At 62.8% G+C, this 17,204-nt stretch carries 13 protein-coding genes and 1 tRNA gene; 8 read left to right on the top strand and 6 right to left on the bottom strand.

Going from position 1 to position 17,204, the window contains the following annotated elements; genetic code table 11:
• Nucleotides 1-66: 66 nt before the first annotated feature.
• Nucleotides 67-1,494, bottom strand: a complete 1,428-nt coding sequence (gene astD / locus LZ538_RS06005; protein ID WP_249831577.1) for a succinylglutamate-semialdehyde dehydrogenase — start codon at nucleotides 1,492-1,494, stop codon at nucleotides 67-69.
• A 43-nt stretch (nucleotides 1,495-1,537) separates the two neighbouring features.
• Complete coding sequence (locus LZ538_RS06000) at nucleotides 1,538-2,905, bottom strand: protein adenylyltransferase SelO family protein (RefSeq protein WP_249831096.1); 1,368 nt, start codon at nucleotides 2,903-2,905, stop codon at nucleotides 1,538-1,540.
• Nucleotides 2,906-2,954: 49 nt separating this feature from the next.
• Between LZ538_RS06000 and LZ538_RS05995 the strand changes: the two genes are divergently transcribed.
• Complete coding sequence (locus tag LZ538_RS05995; RefSeq protein WP_249831095.1) at nucleotides 2,955-3,320, top strand: MmcQ/YjbR family DNA-binding protein; 366 nt, start codon at nucleotides 2,955-2,957, stop codon at nucleotides 3,318-3,320.
• On the opposite strand, the gene LZ538_RS05990 is transcribed toward LZ538_RS05995, so the two are convergent.
• From LZ538_RS05990 to LZ538_RS05980, 3 genes are read right to left on the bottom strand one after another with little or no spacing between them, the layout of a single operon-like run.
• Nucleotides 3,317-3,961 (bottom strand): SCO family protein, encoded by a 645-nt coding sequence (locus LZ538_RS05990; protein ID WP_249831094.1) that lies wholly within the window; start codon nucleotides 3,959-3,961, stop codon nucleotides 3,317-3,319. The genes LZ538_RS05995 and LZ538_RS05990 overlap by 4 nt on opposite strands.
• Complete coding sequence (locus LZ538_RS05985; RefSeq protein ID WP_249831093.1) at nucleotides 3,958-5,286, bottom strand: sensor histidine kinase; 1,329 nt, start codon at nucleotides 5,284-5,286, stop codon at nucleotides 3,958-3,960. Before LZ538_RS05985 ends, LZ538_RS05990 begins: the two co-directional genes overlap by 4 nt.
• Nucleotides 5,276-6,646 (bottom strand): sigma-54-dependent transcriptional regulator, encoded by a 1,371-nt coding sequence (locus LZ538_RS05980; protein ID WP_249831092.1) that lies wholly within the window; start codon nucleotides 6,644-6,646, stop codon nucleotides 5,276-5,278. The genes LZ538_RS05985 and LZ538_RS05980 overlap by 11 nt, the downstream gene beginning before the upstream one ends.
• A 193-nt stretch (nucleotides 6,647-6,839) precedes the next feature.
• On the opposite strand from LZ538_RS05980, the gene LZ538_RS05975 reads away from it, so the two are divergent.
• The 3 genes from LZ538_RS05975 to LZ538_RS05965 are packed head-to-tail and all read left to right on the top strand — an operon-like array spanning nucleotide 6,840 to nucleotide 11,391.
• Entirely contained in the window at nucleotides 6,840-8,156 is a 1,317-nt protein-coding gene (locus tag LZ538_RS05975; protein WP_249831091.1) for an efflux RND transporter periplasmic adaptor subunit, read from the top strand.
• Nucleotides 8,157-8,173: 17 nt separating this feature from the next.
• Entirely contained in the window at nucleotides 8,174-8,854 is a 681-nt protein-coding gene (locus LZ538_RS05970) for an ABC transporter ATP-binding protein (RefSeq protein WP_249831090.1), read from the top strand.
• A 44-nt stretch (nucleotides 8,855-8,898) separates the two neighbouring features.
• Nucleotides 8,899-11,391 (top strand): FtsX-like permease family protein, encoded by a 2,493-nt coding sequence (locus LZ538_RS05965; RefSeq protein WP_249831089.1) that lies wholly within the window; start codon nucleotides 8,899-8,901, stop codon nucleotides 11,389-11,391.
• Nucleotides 11,392-11,479: 88 nt separating this feature from the next.
• On the opposite strand, the gene LZ538_RS05960 is transcribed toward LZ538_RS05965, so the two are convergent.
• Nucleotides 11,480-11,553: transfer RNA gene (locus LZ538_RS05960), tRNA-Cys, on the bottom strand.
• A gap of 213 nt (nucleotides 11,554-11,766) precedes the next feature.
• Here LZ538_RS05960 and LZ538_RS05955 point away from each other — a divergent pair.
• From LZ538_RS05955 to LZ538_RS05940, 4 genes are read left to right on the top strand one after another with little or no spacing between them, the layout of a single operon-like run.
• Entirely contained in the window at nucleotides 11,767-12,369 is a 603-nt protein-coding gene (locus tag LZ538_RS05955) for a protein-L-isoaspartate O-methyltransferase family protein (protein WP_249831088.1), read from the top strand.
• A 4-nt stretch (nucleotides 12,370-12,373) separates the two neighbouring features.
• Nucleotides 12,374-13,954 (top strand): TolC family outer membrane protein, encoded by a 1,581-nt coding sequence (locus tag LZ538_RS05950; protein WP_430741952.1) that lies wholly within the window; start codon nucleotides 12,374-12,376, stop codon nucleotides 13,952-13,954.
• 42 nt (nucleotides 13,955-13,996) lie between these two features.
• The gene (locus LZ538_RS05945) at nucleotides 13,997-14,395 is read left to right on the top strand and encodes a DUF2497 domain-containing protein (RefSeq protein ID WP_249831086.1); all 399 of its coding nucleotides are present in this window, start codon (nucleotides 13,997-13,999) and stop codon (nucleotides 14,393-14,395) included.
• A gap of 44 nt (nucleotides 14,396-14,439) precedes the next feature.
• On the top strand, nucleotides 14,440-17,202 hold the full coding sequence (locus LZ538_RS05940; protein WP_249831085.1) for a valine--tRNA ligase: 2,763 nt from the start codon (nucleotides 14,440-14,442) through the stop codon (nucleotides 17,200-17,202).
• Nucleotides 17,203-17,204: the final 2 nt, after the last annotated feature.

The following is a 17,204-nucleotide window of genomic DNA, read 5'->3' as shown; positions in this document are numbered from 1 at the left end:
CGCAATTAGGAACTCTCACGGCTGTTGAACGCCATGGCGACCGGAAATGATCCGCGTCAGCTGCGATCAGTCTTCCTGCATGTTCGGGTCGCGCAGGCCCTCGTCGATTCCGCCACGGACGCGATCGGCTTCGACGCTGGTGACCGGGTAGGCGCAATAGTCCGCAGCGTAGAAAGCGCTCGGCCGATGGTTGCCGCTGAGGCCGACGCCTCCGAACGGGGCGTTCGACGGCGCGCCGTTGGTCGGCTTGTTCCAGTTGATGACGCCAGCGCGCACGTTCGCCCAGAATTTGTCATAGAGTTCCGGGCTGTCGCTGATCAGGCTCGCCGCCAGTCCGAACCGGGTATTGTTCGCTTCGTCGATCGCTGCATCGAAATCGCTGACCCGGATCACCTGGAGCACAGGTCCGAAGATCTCCTCATCAGGGCGATCCTTCACGTCGGTAACATCGATCAGTCCGGGCGTAAGATAGGGTCTTTCCTCAAATGGACGATCGAGGCGGCGCAAGGGCCTTCCTCCCTTCATCATCAGGTTCAGCCATTGCTCCTGCACCTGGTCCGCAGCGGCCGTATCGATCACCGGACCCATGAAAGGCTGCGGATCCGCGAAAGGCTGGTCGACGATGATGCGCCCAAGAAGAGCATCGATGGCGGCGAGAAGCGGGGCTTCCTGACCATCTTCGACGATCAGGCGCCGCGCGGCCGTGCACCGTTGTCCGGCGCTGAGATAGGCGGACTGGACGACAATTGCGGCGGCGGCCGCGATGTCCTTGCTGCGCCACACGACCAGCGGGCTGTTGCCGCCGAGCTCGAGCGCGAGAATCTTCTGCGGCGTTTCGGCGAACTGCTTGTGCAGGGCCGATCCGGCACGCGCCGACCCGGTGAAAAGCAGCCCGTCGATACCGGGCTGGGAGGCAAGCGCCCGACCTTGATCGGGCCCGCCGATGAGTAAGCGCACGACGCCTTCGGGGACCCCGGCTTCATGAAAGCAGCGCACCAGGAACTCGCCGGTCGCCGGCGTCTTCTCCGACGGCTTGAACACCACGGCATTGCCCGCGATCAGGGCAGGCACGATGTGTCCGTTCGGCAGGTGCGCTGGGAAATTGTAGGGACCGAGGACCGCCAACACCCCATGCGGCTTGTGGCGGACGGCTACCTTGTTGCCCATCGCCCCTTCGAACTTACGCTGGGACGTCCGGTCAGCGTAGGCGTCGACCGAGATCTGGACCTTGTTCACGACCGCACCGACTTCGGTGCGCGCTTCCCAAAATGGCTTGCCCGCTTCGTTCGCGATCAGCTCGGCAAACTCTGTCTCCTTCCCGCGGACGACGTTCGCGAAGCGGCGGATCGTCTCGACGCGATAGGACAGCGAGTGCGCGGCCCATTCCGGCCAAGCAGCGCGCGCGGCCGCGACTTCCGCCGCAGCATCGCCGATCGGGCCGGACCAGATCGTCTCGCCCGTCGCTGGGTTCGTGGATATGAGAGTGTCGGTCACAGCTGCGCGCTCGACGACCTCTACGCTTTCGTCAAGCTGCGAGTTATTCATGCATGGCTTCGCCCATTTCCCGAATGGCTCTAACCTTCTCGTTGAACGGGCTCCAGTCATCGCGTTCGGCGATTGCCGACCAGATCTTTTCCACTTCCTCGATGTGCATCGAGCAGGGTTTTTGGCCGGACCAATAAGGATGATCACGCGGCTGCTCCCGCCCTTCGAGTATTTTCGCGAGCGCTCGAAACGCATCTGAGGCATATCGCTCGCCGCCCGGGTCCTGGCCGCCCCGCCAGTCGAAGAAGACAGTGTCGATCCCGACTTCTTTGGTGGCCAAAGCCTTGATCAAGACGGCGACCATCGTACGATCTGCCTCGCCGCCACTGGTCTCGACGCCAAGTCGCCGCAGCATCGCTTCAGTGAGCGCATCTTCGAAGCGGGAACTCCACCCGGCGAGCATCTCGGAAAGCGGTGGAGCCTCGGTGACGAGGCTCAGGCAGCCCGCGAATTGGGCAAGGTCCCAATGGATCGCCTCGGGTTGCCGACCAAATGCGTAGAGGCCGTAATGGTCGAAATATGCTGCGGTGAATTCCGGATCCCAATTCGGCGTGAAACGCCACGGCCCGTAATCGAAGCTTTCCCCGGTGACGTTGATGTTGTCGCTGTTGAGCACGCCGTGGACGAAACCGGCCGCGAGATAGGAGGCCGCGAGCTTCGCCGTTGCGCCGCTCACGAGATCGAACAGGCGAAGCGCATTTTCCCCATCATCCTTCGTTGGCTGCTCAGCGTAGAGCTGTTCGAGGCAATAGCGGACGAGACCTTTGATATTTTCCACCTGGCCCAGGAAGGCGAGACGCTGAAAGGTGCCGATGCGGATGTGGCCGTGACTGAGGCGGGTCAGGACCGATGAGCGGGTAGGGGAAGGTTCGTCGCCGCGTTCCAGCTGTTCGCCGGTCTCGAACAGCGCGAAGCTTTTCGATGTGTTGACGCCCAGGGCTTCGAGCATTTCGGTCGCAAGGACTTCGCGCACGCCTCCCTTGAGCGTCAGCCGCCCGTCGGCATGCCGACTGTAACGCGTCTGACCGGAGCCCTTGGTGCCGAGATCGAGAAGTCGGTCCCCATCGTCACGTAGCTGAGCGAAAAGGAAACCGCGACCATCGCCAATCTCGGGGTTGTACACGCGGAACTGATGACCGTGATATCGCAGCGCGAGCGGCTCAGTCAGGTTCTCCGGAAGCGGCTCGAAACGACAGAAGTGCCGCGCCCACCCATCGCCGTCGAGCTCCAGGCCCACATCCCGCGCCGCCCGATCGTTAAGGAAACGCGCGTTGCATTGAGGGAAGGCGGCAGCAGTGACCGGATCATAGAATTCCGGGCCCAGGAATGAGATTTGCGGATCGGGCCGGTAGCTGGTCATCGGTGCTCAAGGTGGTGCCGATGAATGGGTTCCGCTAGAGCCGGGTTCGATGGCCGCCAACGCTGGATTGGTCGATGAGCTGCGCTCCTGGGGCCTGACGCTTCCAGGCGCCCATCGGAAATCCCCGTGGCCCGATCACGACGACCTGGCGGTCAAGGACAAAACGTTCGCCTATCTGCCAGCGAAGGGTCGGCCGTTCAGCTTGTCGTGCAAGCTGCCCTATACCGGTTACGAGGCATTGCAGCTGCCGTTTGCCGAGCCGACCGCTTATGGACTGGGCAAGAGCGGTTGGGTCAGCTTCAACCCACCCGAGGATCAAGTACCCTCGCTCGACCGGCTCAAGGCGTGGGTCGAGGAAAGCTACCGGGCGCAAGCGCCGCGAAAACTGGTGAAAGAACTCGACGACAGAGTCTAAGCCGCCAGCCGCTTCAACTTCTCGACTGCAGTAGGATCCGGCTCTGACGGGGAAAGGGTCCCGGCCAGCTCGCCATTGCCGTCGAACAGCAAGGTGGTCGCGGTGTGATTGATCATATTGCCGTGCCCGGTCGCGTCATGATTGGGCTCCGCATAAATCCCATATTGCTTCTTCACGGCATCGATCTGCGCCGGTGATCCGGTCAGCCCGATGATCGGCGAGCCGAACAGGTCCGCATATTGACCAACCTCCCTGGGGCCGTCGTTGGCCGGATCGATCGTCACGAACACGATGTTCAATGCGTCCTTTCCGCCAGCGGCGTCACGCAGCTTCACGAGCCGGGCGAGGGTGGTCGGGCACACGTCTCCGCAGCGCGTGAAGCCGAAGAAGATTGCGTACGGCTTGCCAGCCAGCGCGTTGCTGGAGAACGGCTTGCCATCGGCGCCGACCAAGGTGAACGGGCCGCCGAGGCTGGCTTTGAGGGGTTGTTCTCTTTCCTGGGTGCGCAGTTCGGCGGTGTGCTTGCGTGGAATCAAAAGGAGCGCGGCGGTCCCGACCAGCGCAAGGACGACCACGGCCCACAGGGCGATCCTTACCTGCCTCAATCGCGACGGTGGGGGACCGCCTTTGTTCGTCGTCATATCACCATCCGGATGTTGGCCCCGCCTTCGGGCGCGTCGAGCGCGCAGATAGAGCCGCCATGCGCCAAAGCAACCTGCCGTGCGAAACTGAGGCCGACACCACTGCCCCCTTTGTGGGTCGTGTAAAAGGGGAGGAAGATGTCGTCGCGGCGGTCCGGCGGAATGCCGTGACCATTGTCGCGCACCTCTATCCGGACGCCTGCGTTGCGCTCGCGAGACAATTCCAGAGTCACCACCGGCTTTTCGACGTCGGCCGTCGCGCGGATCGCGTTGCGAAGCAGGTTGAGCACAACCTGCGCCAGAAGCTCCGGATCGGCATTAAGGTTGAGCCGCTCGGGGCTGACTTCCAGTCGGGCATCGATCTGCTGATCTGCCGCATTCGCGATGGCCAGGCGGAGAATTTCCTCGCCCCACTGCCTTGCCTTGAATGAGCGTCGGTGCACTTCGGGCGCCTGCGCGAACTCGCGATAGCTTTCGACAAATCTCAAGATGCCCTCGGCACGGCGAGCGACCGTTTCCGTTGCGACACGAGCATCGGAAAGGTCGCTTCCCTTCTTTTCAGCAGCCGCGACCATGTCGGCACCGGAGCGCGCGAGCGACGTAACGGGCGTCAGCGAATTCATGATCTCATGGGTGAGGACCCGCACCAGGTCCGCCTGCGCGGCGACCTCCAGTGCGCCAAGCTCACTCTGCACCGGGAGGATGGACCAGATTGTCACCGGATCGTCGAGGCGCGCAACCTGGGCCGACGCGAAGATCGCCTTTTGGGGAACGCCGTCCAGCACCACGCGAGTTATCTTCCTGGTGCCGGGGGGCATCCGCGCGACTGCCAGCAATTCGGGCCCTAGCGTATCCAGATCTCCCACCCGGTGCAGGCCAAGCCTGCCAAACAGCTGGCGAGCCGACTTGTTGAGCAGCTCGATACGTCCTTCGGCATCGATCGTAAGAAGAGCGCTCGGAGCGTCGTCCACCACCGCGGACAGAAATCGGCTCTCGGCCGCCGACTGGACGTGCCGCGCCTGAAGCGACTTCATGGCGTTGTCGAGAGTGTCTCCCAGCACGTCGAAGCCGCCGCCGCTGGGGTCGGAGAATCGCTGCGAATAGTCTTCGAAGCGGATGGATTCGACGAATCGCGAAACGATGAAGTTCGTCCGCCGGATGAAGCTCCACAGGCTCGCCACCGCACCAAGAGCTAGAAGCGCCGACACGATCCGACCTGCACGAAGATCGGCCATGTGAATCGCTGCGTAAAGCAGCCACAATGCGGCAATCAGGACCGCGGTCCGCCAAGTGAGCCCGAATTCGAACCGGCGCCTAAAGTCCATGCTTCTCCATGCGCCGGTATAGCGCTCCCCGGCTGAGGCCCAACTCTGAAGCGGCCAGCGAAATATTGAAATGATGCATGCGGAGGGCGCGTTCGATCATCTGCTTTTCGAGCTGGTCGAGGTTCAGCGTGGTTTGCGGGATCGCGACCGCGGGCGCTCCCGCTCGGCCGGGGAGAGGGAAATCCTCCAGCCCATAGTGGTCGCCGTCGGCCATGATCACGGCTCTTTCAGCGGCGTGCCGTAACGCGCGTACATTCCCGGGCCAATCGTGGTGCATCAGCGTTTCCAGCGTGGCCGGCGGGATTTGCCGTAGGGGCCGATCATATTTTCGTGCGTAGATCCCCAGGTAATGGTCCAGCAGCAGAGGGATGTCTTCGCGGCGCTCGCGAAGCGGCGGCAGATGGATCTCGATCGTATTAAGGCGGAATAGCAGGTCCTGCCGGAAGCGTGTTTCGTCCGCGAGCTGATCTTGCGACATGTTCGTGGCGGCGATTACGCGGACATCGATCGGGACCGGACGGTTCGAGCCGACGGGGACGACCTGACGCTGTTCAAGCGCCGTGAGCAACTTCGGCTGCAAGTGTAGCGGGAGGTTGCCGACCTCGTCGAGAAACAGGCTGCTGTGGTCCGCCGCCTTCAACCGGCCGATTCGTTCGCCGGCGGCACCGGTGAAGGCCCCTTTGACGTGTCCGAACAGTTCTGACTCGAACAGCGTCTCGCTGGTAGCGCCCAGATCGATCGAGACCATCGGCTCCGCGCTACGGCGGGACAGGCGGTGGACCTCGCGCGCCACGATCTCCTTGCCGGTCCCATTCTCACCGAGGATGACGACATTTGCGTCGGTCGGAGCGGCGCGCTCGATCAGCGATCGTACACGTTGCATCGCGGCTGCCTCGCCGAGCAGCGGCGTTTCCGCCCCATGCGCAAGTTCGGACGCGCGGCTGCGTTCGACTCGCGCGTCGATCTTGCTTTGTCGCAAGGCAGCAGCACTGCGCACCGTCGCCGCGAGACGCTCGTTGCTCCAGGGCTTCGCCACGAAGTCGCTCGCCCCGCGCTTTATCGCCTCGACGGCGACAGAGACTGCGCCGTGGGCGGTGATGATGACCACGGCCGCGTCCGGATCCACCTTCATGATCCTCGCGAGCGTATCCAGACCCTCCCGCCCGTCGGTCGCGGCACGCTCGAAGTTCAGGTCGAGGAGGATTGCGTCCGGGCTTTCGCGCTTGAGGAACGGCAGGAGCTCTGCCGGTGAGGGCAATGCCTCGATCCGCTCGAACATGTCGCGAAGCGCAAGGCGAGCGGCGAGCGAGATATCGGGATCGTCATCGACGACGACGGCGAGGCTGAAGGTCGGGTCCACGCTACGTCTGTAGCGCCACTGTCCGGAAACGAACAGTGCAAAACAGCCGCGTCAGAGAGAAAACCGGTTGGCACGAGGCTTGCAACGATAGGGGCATGAAATTCGTGGCCCATCGTATCGCCTCTCTTGAGGTCAACTTCGCCGTTGCTGTGCCCATGTCCGCATTCGGACAGTTACTGATCGGCGGCGGACAGTGAGGCTTGTCGAGCTTCGCCAGGGCGGCGGCCAATCGGAGGCCGTGAGCGGCGGCAACATGGACCGGGTTATCGTGCGCAAGCGTATCGACAGGCGCATCCTGATCGCAGGAGGAGCCGCGGCTCTTCTTGTGCTCCTGCTTGTGTTCTGGCTGTTCGCTCCGCGCGAGGGAACGCAGGCCGTCGCGCGCGACCGCCTCACCATCTCCACTGCGGAGAGCGGCGTGTTCGAGGATTTCCTGCCGCTGCGCTCCCGCGTGACGCCGCTCGTGACGGTGTATTTGGACGCGGTCGAGGGTGGCCGCGTCGAGAAGAAGATCGTCGAGGATGGCGCCCAGGTCGTGCAGGGCCAGATGCTGGCCGTGCTTTCCAACGCTGAACTGCAGCTCTCCACACTCGAGAAGCAAGCGGAAGTCGAGCAGCAGCTCAACAACATGCGCAGCCAGGAGCTCGCGTTGGTGCAATCGCACAATTCCAATCTCCGCGACCTGAACCAGGCGGAGACGGACCTCGCCAAGGCGCGGCGCCAATACGAACTCTATGAATCCCTCGCGTCGAAAGGGTTCGTTGCGCAGAAGACCTTCCGCGACACGAAGGACGACCTTCAGTACCAGGCGCAAAGGCTCCAGATCCTGAAGCGCAGCATCGCTCAGACCGAAGCGCTGCAGACGAGCCAGCTAAAACAGCTGCGTGCCGCATCTTCCTCTCTCAGCATGAGCATGGGCGTCGCGCAGGGGAGCCTCAGTCAGCTGAGCATAAGAGCGCCTGTCACCGGGCAGCTCAGCGGCTTCGAGATACAGCTGGGACAGTCGCTGCAGCAGGGCGAGCGGATCGGTCAGATCGACAGCGCAGGCGCCGACAAGCTTCAGGCCGACGTGGACGAATATTACCTCGGTCGGGTGCATGTCGGGCAGGGCGCCGCCGCCGACATCGACGGCAAGACCTACCGCCTGCGCGTCTCGAAGGTCTATCCGCAGGTCCGCAACGGCCAGTTCCAGGTCGACCTGGTGTTCGTCGGTCCGGAGCCACAATCGATACAGCGGGGCCAGACGGTCCAGGCCAAGCTGACGCTCGGCGACTCCTCGCGCGCCTTGCTCATCCCGAACGGCGCGTTCTTCAACGACACCGGTGGCAACTGGGTGTTCGTGGTCGACAGCAGCGGAAACGGCGCGACCAAGCGGCAGGTGCAGCTTGGGCGCCGCAACAACGACTTCATCGAGGTGCTCGGAGGCCTGAAGCCCGGCGAGCGCGTCATCACCTCATCCTACAGCGGGTTGGTCGACAAGGACCGGCTCACCTTCGCCAGCGATCAATAGAAAGGATCGGAAGACCCATGCTTACCATGACCGGCCTTACCAAAACGTACCGGACCGACACGGTAGAGACCACCGCCCTGGACAATGTCGACCTCGATATCGCGGACGGCGAGTTCGTTGCGATCATGGGCCCTTCGGGGTGCGGCAAGTCGACCCTGCTCAACGTGATGGGCATGCTCGATAGCCCCACCGGCGGTTCCTACATCTTCAATGGGAACGAGGTTGCCGGCCTCACGGAAACACAGCTCGCCGAGACCCGCAAGAGCAACATCGGTTTCATCTTCCAGAGCTTCAACCTCGTCGACGAGCTGACCGTGCGCGAGAATGTCGAGCTCGCCTTGCTCTATCACAATTACTCGTCCTCTGACCGCAAGACGCGCGTCGACCGAGTGCTCGACAAGGTCGGCATCGCGCACCGCGCGAAGCACCGTCCGACGCAGCTCTCGGGCGGTCAGCAGCAGCGCGTTGCGGTCGCGCGTGCGCTGGTCGGGGACCCGAAGCTGATCCTGGCGGACGAGCCGACCGGTAACCTCGACACCGCTCACGGCGAAGAGGTCATGCGGATGCTTCGCCAGCTTAACCAGGAAGGCTCGACCATCGTGATGGTGACCCACTCGCCGGCGCATGCCGACTTCGCGAGCCGCGTCGTCAACATGCTCGATGGCAAGATCCTGCAGGAACGGCGCCGCGCCGCCTGACGAACGGCGCGAGCGGGAACATCATTCTTTCGAGGACGAAAGCTATGTGGCGGAATTACTGGACGGTCGCAGTCAGGGCTCTCGCGAAGAGCAGGACCTACTCGATCATCAACATTGCGGGCCTCGCCATCGGCATGGCCGCTTGCGTGCTGATCCTTCTCTATATCCGCTACGAGCGGAGCTACGATCGGTGGCTCCCGGACGCCGCGAACACCTACCAGTTTCAAACGTTCGGGAAGAATTCCGACACCGGCGAGCCCTTCGCCTTTCAGATGGCGTCCTATGTCACGGAAAGCCGGATCAAGAAGGATTTTCCGCAGGTCGAGCAGGCCGGTTACATCCTCAGCACGGGGCCTGTGTTCCTCAAGGATGGCCAGGCGACGTCTACCGAAGATTATAAGTATGCCGACAACGACTTCCTGAAGACGGTGAACCTGCCGCTCGCGGCCGGCACCACCCTGACCGCTCCGCAAACCGCGGTGATCACTCAGGAGGAAGCGATCAAGCGCTACGGGACGGACCAGGTTGTGGGTCGTACCCTCACCATCATCTCGAAGGGCATCAAGCGCGACTTCAAGATCAGCGGCGTGCTGAAGAACTTGCCGAAGAATTCCCACCTGAAGATCAACGCGATCCTTCGCTTGGACTTCAACGCATTCTTTGCCGAAGAACCCTACTTCCTCACCTGCTGGGGCTGCCAATCGGGCTGGGTCTATTTCAAGCTCAAGCCCGGCACGGACGTCAATCAGCTCAACTCGCAGCTGGCCGCCTGGGAAAAGCGCAACATTCCGGACGAATATAACGGCGGGATCCGCTTCAACCAGGGCGACGACCAGAATTGGCGTTTCACCAACGTGCAGGACGTTCATCTGGGCGAGGCCGACGACGCCAGCATGACTCCGCAGAACGATCGGCAGACGATCACGACCTTCGCGATCATCGCCATCCTGATCCTAGGCATGGCGGTCGTGAACTTCACCAACCTGGCGACGGCACGCGCAAGCCAGCGGGCTCGCGAGGTCGCACTTCGCAAGGTTCTAGGTGCCACTCGAAGGCAACTGATCGTGCAGTTCGTCGGGGAGTCGATCCTGATCTCGGCGACTGCGATGTTGCTTGCGCTGGCCCTGGTGGAACTGCTGGTGAAGCCTTTCGCGGCCTTCCTCGATGCCGACCTGACGCTGAAATATTCCGGGCGCGAAGGAATCCTGCTCCCCGCGATCGGACTGACGCTGCTAGTGGGCATCCTCAGCGGTCTTTATCCGGCTTTCTTCCTGTCCCGCTTCCAGCCGGCCCAGGTGTTGAAGGCCAACCGGTCGGCCGCCGAGACTCCCGGGTCCGGACGCCTGCGCACCGCACTCGTTATCCTGCAGTTCGCGGTCTCGATCGGCCTGATCATTTGCACGGCCGTCGTCTATGCGCAGACAGTTTACGCGCGGTCGGTCGATCCCGGATACAAACGCGACCACATCCTCCAAGTCGATGAGATGAGCCGGGCCCAGCTATGGAGCAAGGGCGAGGAGATCGTGAACCGCATGAAGCGGTTGCCCGGCGTGACGGCAGTCGGTCGCACCGACATCGGCATTTCGACTGATAACAACAACAATACCGGGCTAATTCCGCCGGGCAGCAACAAACAAGTGACCATAGGCCAGTACAGCGTGGACGAAGGCTTCTTCGACGCGATGGGGCTGACCCTCAAAGCCGGGCGCTGGTTCGATCCGAACCGGCCGATGGACGACATGACGGTACCGTACCCAGAGGATTTGAACGCCGAAAAGGCGCTGGCTGCGCGCGGTGTGAACGTCGTCATGAACGAATATGCGATCCACAAGCTCGGCTTCAAATCGCCGCAGGACGCTATCGGGAAGACGGTGCGCAGCGAAATCTTCGCGCCGGACACCGGTGTCACCGACATCCACATCATCGGCGTCGTAGGCGACTCCCGGTTCCGCTCGGTGCGCACACCAATCGATCCCATCATGTTCCGCAACGTCAACGCGCAACCGCAGGTCATGATCGTCCGCTACAACGGCGATCCGGCAACGGTCCGCGCAGCCGTGGAGCGCGAGTGGAAGCAGATCACCAACGAAGTGCCGTTCAACGCCAAGTTCAGCGAGGACATCATTGCCGAGCTGTACAAGGCCGAGGACGGCCGGGCGCAGATGTTCGCCGCATTCGCCCTGCTCGCAGTGGTAATCGGTTGCCTGGGTCTGTTCGGGCTCGCAGCATTCACCGCGGAGCGCCGCACCAAGGAGATCGGCATTCGCAAGGTTTTGGGAGCGCGCACCCGGGACATCGTGCGGTTGCTCGTCTGGCAATTCAGTCGGCCCGTGCTTATCGCCAACGTGATCGCCTGGCCGGTCGCCTGGTGGATGATGCGCGACTGGCTGAACAACTTCGATCAGCGGATTACGCTTGGGCCGATCCCGTTCCTCGTTGCCGGCGGCATTGCGCTCGGCATCGCGATTGCGACGGTCGTCGGTCACGCAGTGAAGGTCGCCCGCGCCAATCCGATCCACGCTCTGCGGTACGAGTAAGGGAACGGGCTGCCAGCGTCACTCGGTTAGCGCGGTTCAAGGCTGACCCGCGCGATACTGAGCAGATCATCGTCGGTTTTATGGAGAATGGAGGCCCGAGCCGGAATCGAACCGGCGTGCAAGGATTTGCAGTCCTCTGCGTAACCACTCCGCCATCGGGCCGGGGAAGCGAGCCTCGCTATTTCGCGAGCTTCGGCTGCAGGTCAAGCCCCGGGGTGCGGCAAGGCTGCCACGCCCGTTTACTTTCGACGAGTGGCAGTTGGCTCTGTGAGCGGCTACCGATAAGACGAGCTTGAACAACAGGTGTATTACCGGCATATAACAGCAATGACCTCACAAGGATCAATCCCGGATTTCAGCGCTTCTCGAGAGGCAATGATCGAAAGCCAGCTTCGGCCGCAGGGCGTCGTCGATCGCCGCGTCTTGGAAGCAATGGGCAAGGTCGCGCGTGAACCCTTCGTGCCTGAAGGAGCGCGGGCGAGCGCGTATGTCGATCGCGCCATCTCCCTTGGGCACGGCAGGTACCTCGCTGCACCGGCGGTTCTGGGCCAGCTGCTCACCCAGATGATGCCGACGCCCGGCGAGCGCGCGCTCGTGGTCGGTTCCGGCACCGGATATTCTGCGGCTGTGCTGCAGGCGATCGGGCTGGACGTCGTCGCGCTGGAGGCCGACCCGCAACTTGCTCAGGCCGCGCGGGACCTCGGCGTCGACACTATCGAAGGTTCGTTGGAGGCCGGCCACAAGAAGGGCGCTCCCTACGATCAAATCCTGATCGATGGTGCGGTTGAGTTTATTCCGGACGGTCTCGTCGACCAGCTCGCCAATGGCGGCCGCCTCGGAGCGGCTTTGGTCGACCGCGGCATCACGCGCCTGATCATCGGCCGGAAAGCGGCGGGCGCATTCGGTTATCTATCCATCGGCGATGCCGGCGTGCCAGTGCTCCCTGGCTTCATCCGCCCGAAAGCTTTTATTTTTTAAGGGGATGCGCGTGACCCGTACGATTATCACTGGAACGCTCATCGCTGCGCTGATGGCCGGGACGGCTTCGGCCGACACGCTGCGCGAGGCCTTGGTCTCTGCCTACCACACTAACCCCACGCTCACCGCCCAGCGGGAATCGCTGAAGGCCAGCGACGCGAATGTGGCTATCGCCCGCGCGGCGGGTCGGCCGCAGGTCAGCGTGACCGGCGGCCTCAACCGCGATCTCTCGCGGAGCGGCATTCTCGATACTGGCGGCGATGCCACGCTCTCGGTAGGGGCAGATCTCAATGTCCCTTTATTCACGGGGGGGCGAGTCAAGAACTCCGTGCGCGGGGCAAAGACGCGCGTTGAAGCGGGCCGGGGAACGCTTCGAGCGGTCGAGGGCGACGTCTTCACCGAGGCCGTCAGCGCCTACATGGATGTGATCCGCGACCGGGCAGTCGTGGAACTCAACCAGAACAATGTCCGGGTGCTTACGACCAACCTCGAAGCCACTCAGGACCGTTTCCAGATCGGCGATCTCACCCGGACCGACGTCGCGCAGTCGGAAGCGCGCCTCCAGCAAGGACGCGCCCGCCTCGCTGTCGCCCAGGGCAATCTGACGAGCAGCGAGGCCGTTTATCGCCGCGTCATCGGCCATCCGCCGGGAACGCTCGCTCCGCCGCCGCCGCTGCCGCCGTTGCCCAAATCGGAAGACGAAGCCGTCCGCATTGCGCTTACCGACAATCCGGACCTGTTCGCTGCTCAAAGACTCGCCACCGCCGCGGGCTATGACGTTCGCGTTGCAGAGGCTGGCCGTCTGCCGACCGTCTCGGGAGTTGTAAGCGGGACATGGGTTGACGAGCTGAACGGGACATTCGGCAATGGCTCGGCGGCGCAGGGCAGCCAGACGACGGCGGGGCTCAGCACCACTGTTCCTATCTTCCAGGGTGGCTTGATCGGCGGCCGCGTCCGTCAAGCGCAGGCGTTGCAGGGTCAAGCGTTCGAGCAGGTCGTCGGAACGGAGCGCGCCGTGGTGGCTGCGACGCGCGCGGCATTCGCAAACTATTACGCCACCGAGCGCGCGATCCAGGCGCAGACAGTCGCCGTACAAGCAAACGAACTTGCTCTGGAAGGCGTGCGCGCAGAGCAGAGCGTCGGCACGCGGACGGTCCTCGACGTTCTCGACGCCGAGCAGGAGCTGCTCAATGCTCAGGTGCTTCTCGTCACGGCGAAGCGCGATCAATATGTCGCGGGCTTCCAGCTTTTGAACGCCATGGGTCAAGCAGAGGCCCAGGATCTCGGCCTCGATGGCGGCCCGCTCTACGACCCTCTCGCGAACTATCGTCGCGTAGCGGGCAGCTGGAATGACTGGGCGACGGACCCGATCCATGCGCCGGCTGCGACGCGGACAGTGAGCCCGCAGGAAATGCCGGCGACGCCTATTCTCACGCCGGACCTGGTGCCGATGTCTAATGATCCATCCCTTCCTACTCCGGCGATCATCACGCCGCTGGGTCCGACGGGGTTGCCTTCGTCATCGACATTGCCAGCGCCGGCCCCTTCGACCAGCACGACGGGCGTGACTCAGCCGAGGCGATAGGCGATATCGCTGCTAATGCAGGCCAGTGACCGTGAACCCTCGATGGAAGACATCCTCGCATCGATCAAGAAAGTGATCGCCGAGGAGAAGGAACTGCGCTCGACAACTGCGCCGGTCGCGCGAACGCAGGAGGACGTACTTCCTGAGGACTCCGAAAGTGGCGACGACGTTCTCGAGCTTGACGAGCCGCTTGCGCCGCCCGCAGATCTTGGTCCGCCCTTGCTGGGTGAGAGCGCAGCGGGCCACACGCGCGAGGCACTGGAGCAACTCACGACCGTTGCCTCCACCATCCCCGCTGCACCTTCGATCAACCCGCTCGAAGAGATGTTGCGTGAAATGCTCCGGCCGGTGCTCAAGCAGTGGCTCGACGAGCATTTGCCGCGCATCGTCGACGAGCATGTGAAGCGCGAAATCTCGCGGATTACCGGTCGGCCGCTTTAGTTCTCCCGGTTGATGCTGCAGCGCGGCATCGCTAACCGCCTCGCATGAGCGAGCTTCCCAAGACTTTCGAGCCACGCGCGATCGAGGATCGCTGGTACGCGCATTGGGAAAACCAAGGGCTGTTCCGGCCCGAGCGCCCGGAGGCGGAGCCATGGACAATTGTCATGCCGCCTCCGAACGTGACCGGCTCGCTCCACATCGGCCATGCGCTCGACAATACGCTTCAGGACGTACTGACCCGTCGCGCGCGGATGCAGGGAAAGGATGCGCTTTGGGTCGTTGGTACCGATCATGCGGGCATCGCAACCCAAATGGTCGTCGAACGAAACCTCGACAGCCAGGGCATCAAGCGCGCCGACATCGGGCGTGAGGCTTTCCTTGAGCATGTCTGGGAGTGGAAAGCGCAGTCGGGAGGAGCAATCACACGGCAGTTGCGCCGCCTTGGGGCCAGCTGCGACTGGGCGCACGAGCGCTTCACCATGGATGAGGGATTTTCGAAGGCCGTCATCAAGGTCTTCGTCGAGCTCTACAATCGCAAGCTGCTCTACCGCGCCAAGCGTCTCGTGAACTGGGATCCGAAGTTCCAGACCGCGATCAGCGATCTCGAAGTCGAGAACCGCGAAGTGCAGGGCCACATGTGGCACTTCAGATATCCGCTCGCCGGCGGCGAGACCTACACCTACGTCGAGAAGGACGAGGACGGGAACGTCGTGCTCCAGGAGACACGCGACTATATATCCATCGCAACGACGCGCCCCGAAACGATGCTCGGTGACGGCGCCGTCGCCGTCCATCCTGATGATGAGCGCTACCGCCCAATCGTAGGAAAGCTCTGCGAAATCCCCGTCGGGCCAACGGAGCATCGTCGCCAGATCCCGATCATCACCGACGAATATCCGGATCCGAACTTCGGATCGGGCGCGGTGAAGATCACCGGGGGGCATGACCTCAACGACTATGGCGTGGCGCAGCGCAACGGACTGCCCATGTACCGTCTGATGGACGGTCGCGCCCACATGCGTAGCGAGGGCCCGTCGTATGCCGAGTCCGCTGCGCGCGCCCAGGCGATCGCTCGCGGCGAGAAAGCGAGCCCGGAAGAGATCGACGCGCTCAATCTGGTTCCGGAGGCTTATCGCGGACTTGATCGTTACGATGCCCGCAAGGCTGTGGTCGCGGACATCGACGCCGAAGGCCTGATGATAAAGGTCGAAGACAAGCTGATTATGCAGCCGTTCGGGGACCGTTCAGGGCTCGTGATCGAACCGATGCTGACCGATCAGTGGTATGTCGATGCGGAAACGCTCGCGAAGCCCGCGATCGAGGCCGTTCGCTCCGGCGACATAGCGGTGGTGCCGGAAACCTGGAAGAAGACCTGGTTCAACTGGCTTGAAAACATCCAGCCCTGGTGCGTTTCTCGTCAGCTTTGGTGGGGTCACCGTATCCCGGCTTGGTATGATCCAAGCGGTAACGTCTTTGTCGCGGAAACTGTTGACGAGGCACAACGACAGGCGGGTGAGGGGGTACAGCTGAGTCAGGACGAGGATGTGCTCGACACCTGGTTCAGCTCGGCGCTTTGGCCGTTCGCCACGCTTGGCTGGCCGGAGCAGACGGACGACGTTCGGCGCCATTACCCGAACGACGTCCTGATTTCCGGCTTCGACATCATCTTCTTCTGGGATGCCCGAATGGCGATGCAGGGCTTCGAGTTCATGGGCGAGCGTCCGTGGAAGACGCTCTATCTCCATGGTCTCGTCCGCGACGCCAAAGGCCAGAAGATGTCAAAGTCCAAGGGCAACACCGTCGACCCCCTCGGGTTGATCGACAATTATGGCGCTGACGCTTTGCGCTTCACGCTTGCGGCGATGGAAAGCCAGGGCCGCGACATCAAGCTCGATGAGAAGCGCGTCGAGGGATACCGCAACTTCGCGACCAAGCTGTGGAACGCCGCGCGATTCCTGCAGATGAACGGCGTCGGGGCGAGCGACAGCATCGCGGTCCCGCCCGCTGAGTTGCCGGTTAATCGATGGATTATCGGCGAAGTGGTGGAAACGCTTGCGAAGCTCGACCGCGCCTTCGACGAGCTGCGCTTCGATGGCATGGCGGATGCCATCTACCATTTCGTCTGGGGCACCTTCTGCGACTGGTACGTCGAGCTGATCAAAGGCGCGTTCGACGAGGAGACCAAGGCCGTCGCCGCCTGGGCGTTCGACCAGATCCTCGTCATGCTCCATCCGCTGATGCCCTTCATTACCGAAGAGCTGTGGGACGCCATGGGGCCGCGTCCGTACGAGCTGATCGTGGCAAAGTGGCCTGAGCCTCAGGCGCAGGCCGATCCTCGCGCCAAAGCGGAAGTGGAGTGGCTGATCGACCTCGTCAGCGCCGTTCGTTCGGCCCGAACGGAGCTCAACGTGCCGCCGGGGGCGAAACTTCACCTCTTCGCAGGAGATGCTTCGGAGGTTAGCGCCGAGCGGCTGGATCGTCAGTTTGCGAACCTCGCTCGCCTAGCGAGGCTGGAGTCTATCCAGCTCTCTCAGTTCACTGGTTCCGGGGCAGTCCAGGTGGTGATTGCTGGCGATACTTACGCGCTCCCCCTCGAAGGCGTGATCGACCTGGAAGCCGAGAAGGCTCGTCTCGCCAAGAGCGCGGCCGCCGCCGAAACTGAGCGGGACAGCCTCGCCCAGCGCCTTTCCAACCCAAACTTTGAGGAGCGCGCCAAGCCCGAAGCCGTCGAAAAGGCGCGCAGCGACCATGAAGCGAAGTCCGCTGAAGCCGAACGCCTCCGTGCTGCGTTGGAGAGGCTCGGCTAAGA

The sequence above is a fragment of the Sphingomonas hankyongi genome (assembly GCF_023516575.1).
GTDB lineage: Bacteria > Pseudomonadota > Alphaproteobacteria > Sphingomonadales > Sphingomonadaceae > Sphingomicrobium > Sphingomicrobium hankyongi.
This window is presented reverse-complemented; position numbering and strand designations above follow the sequence as displayed.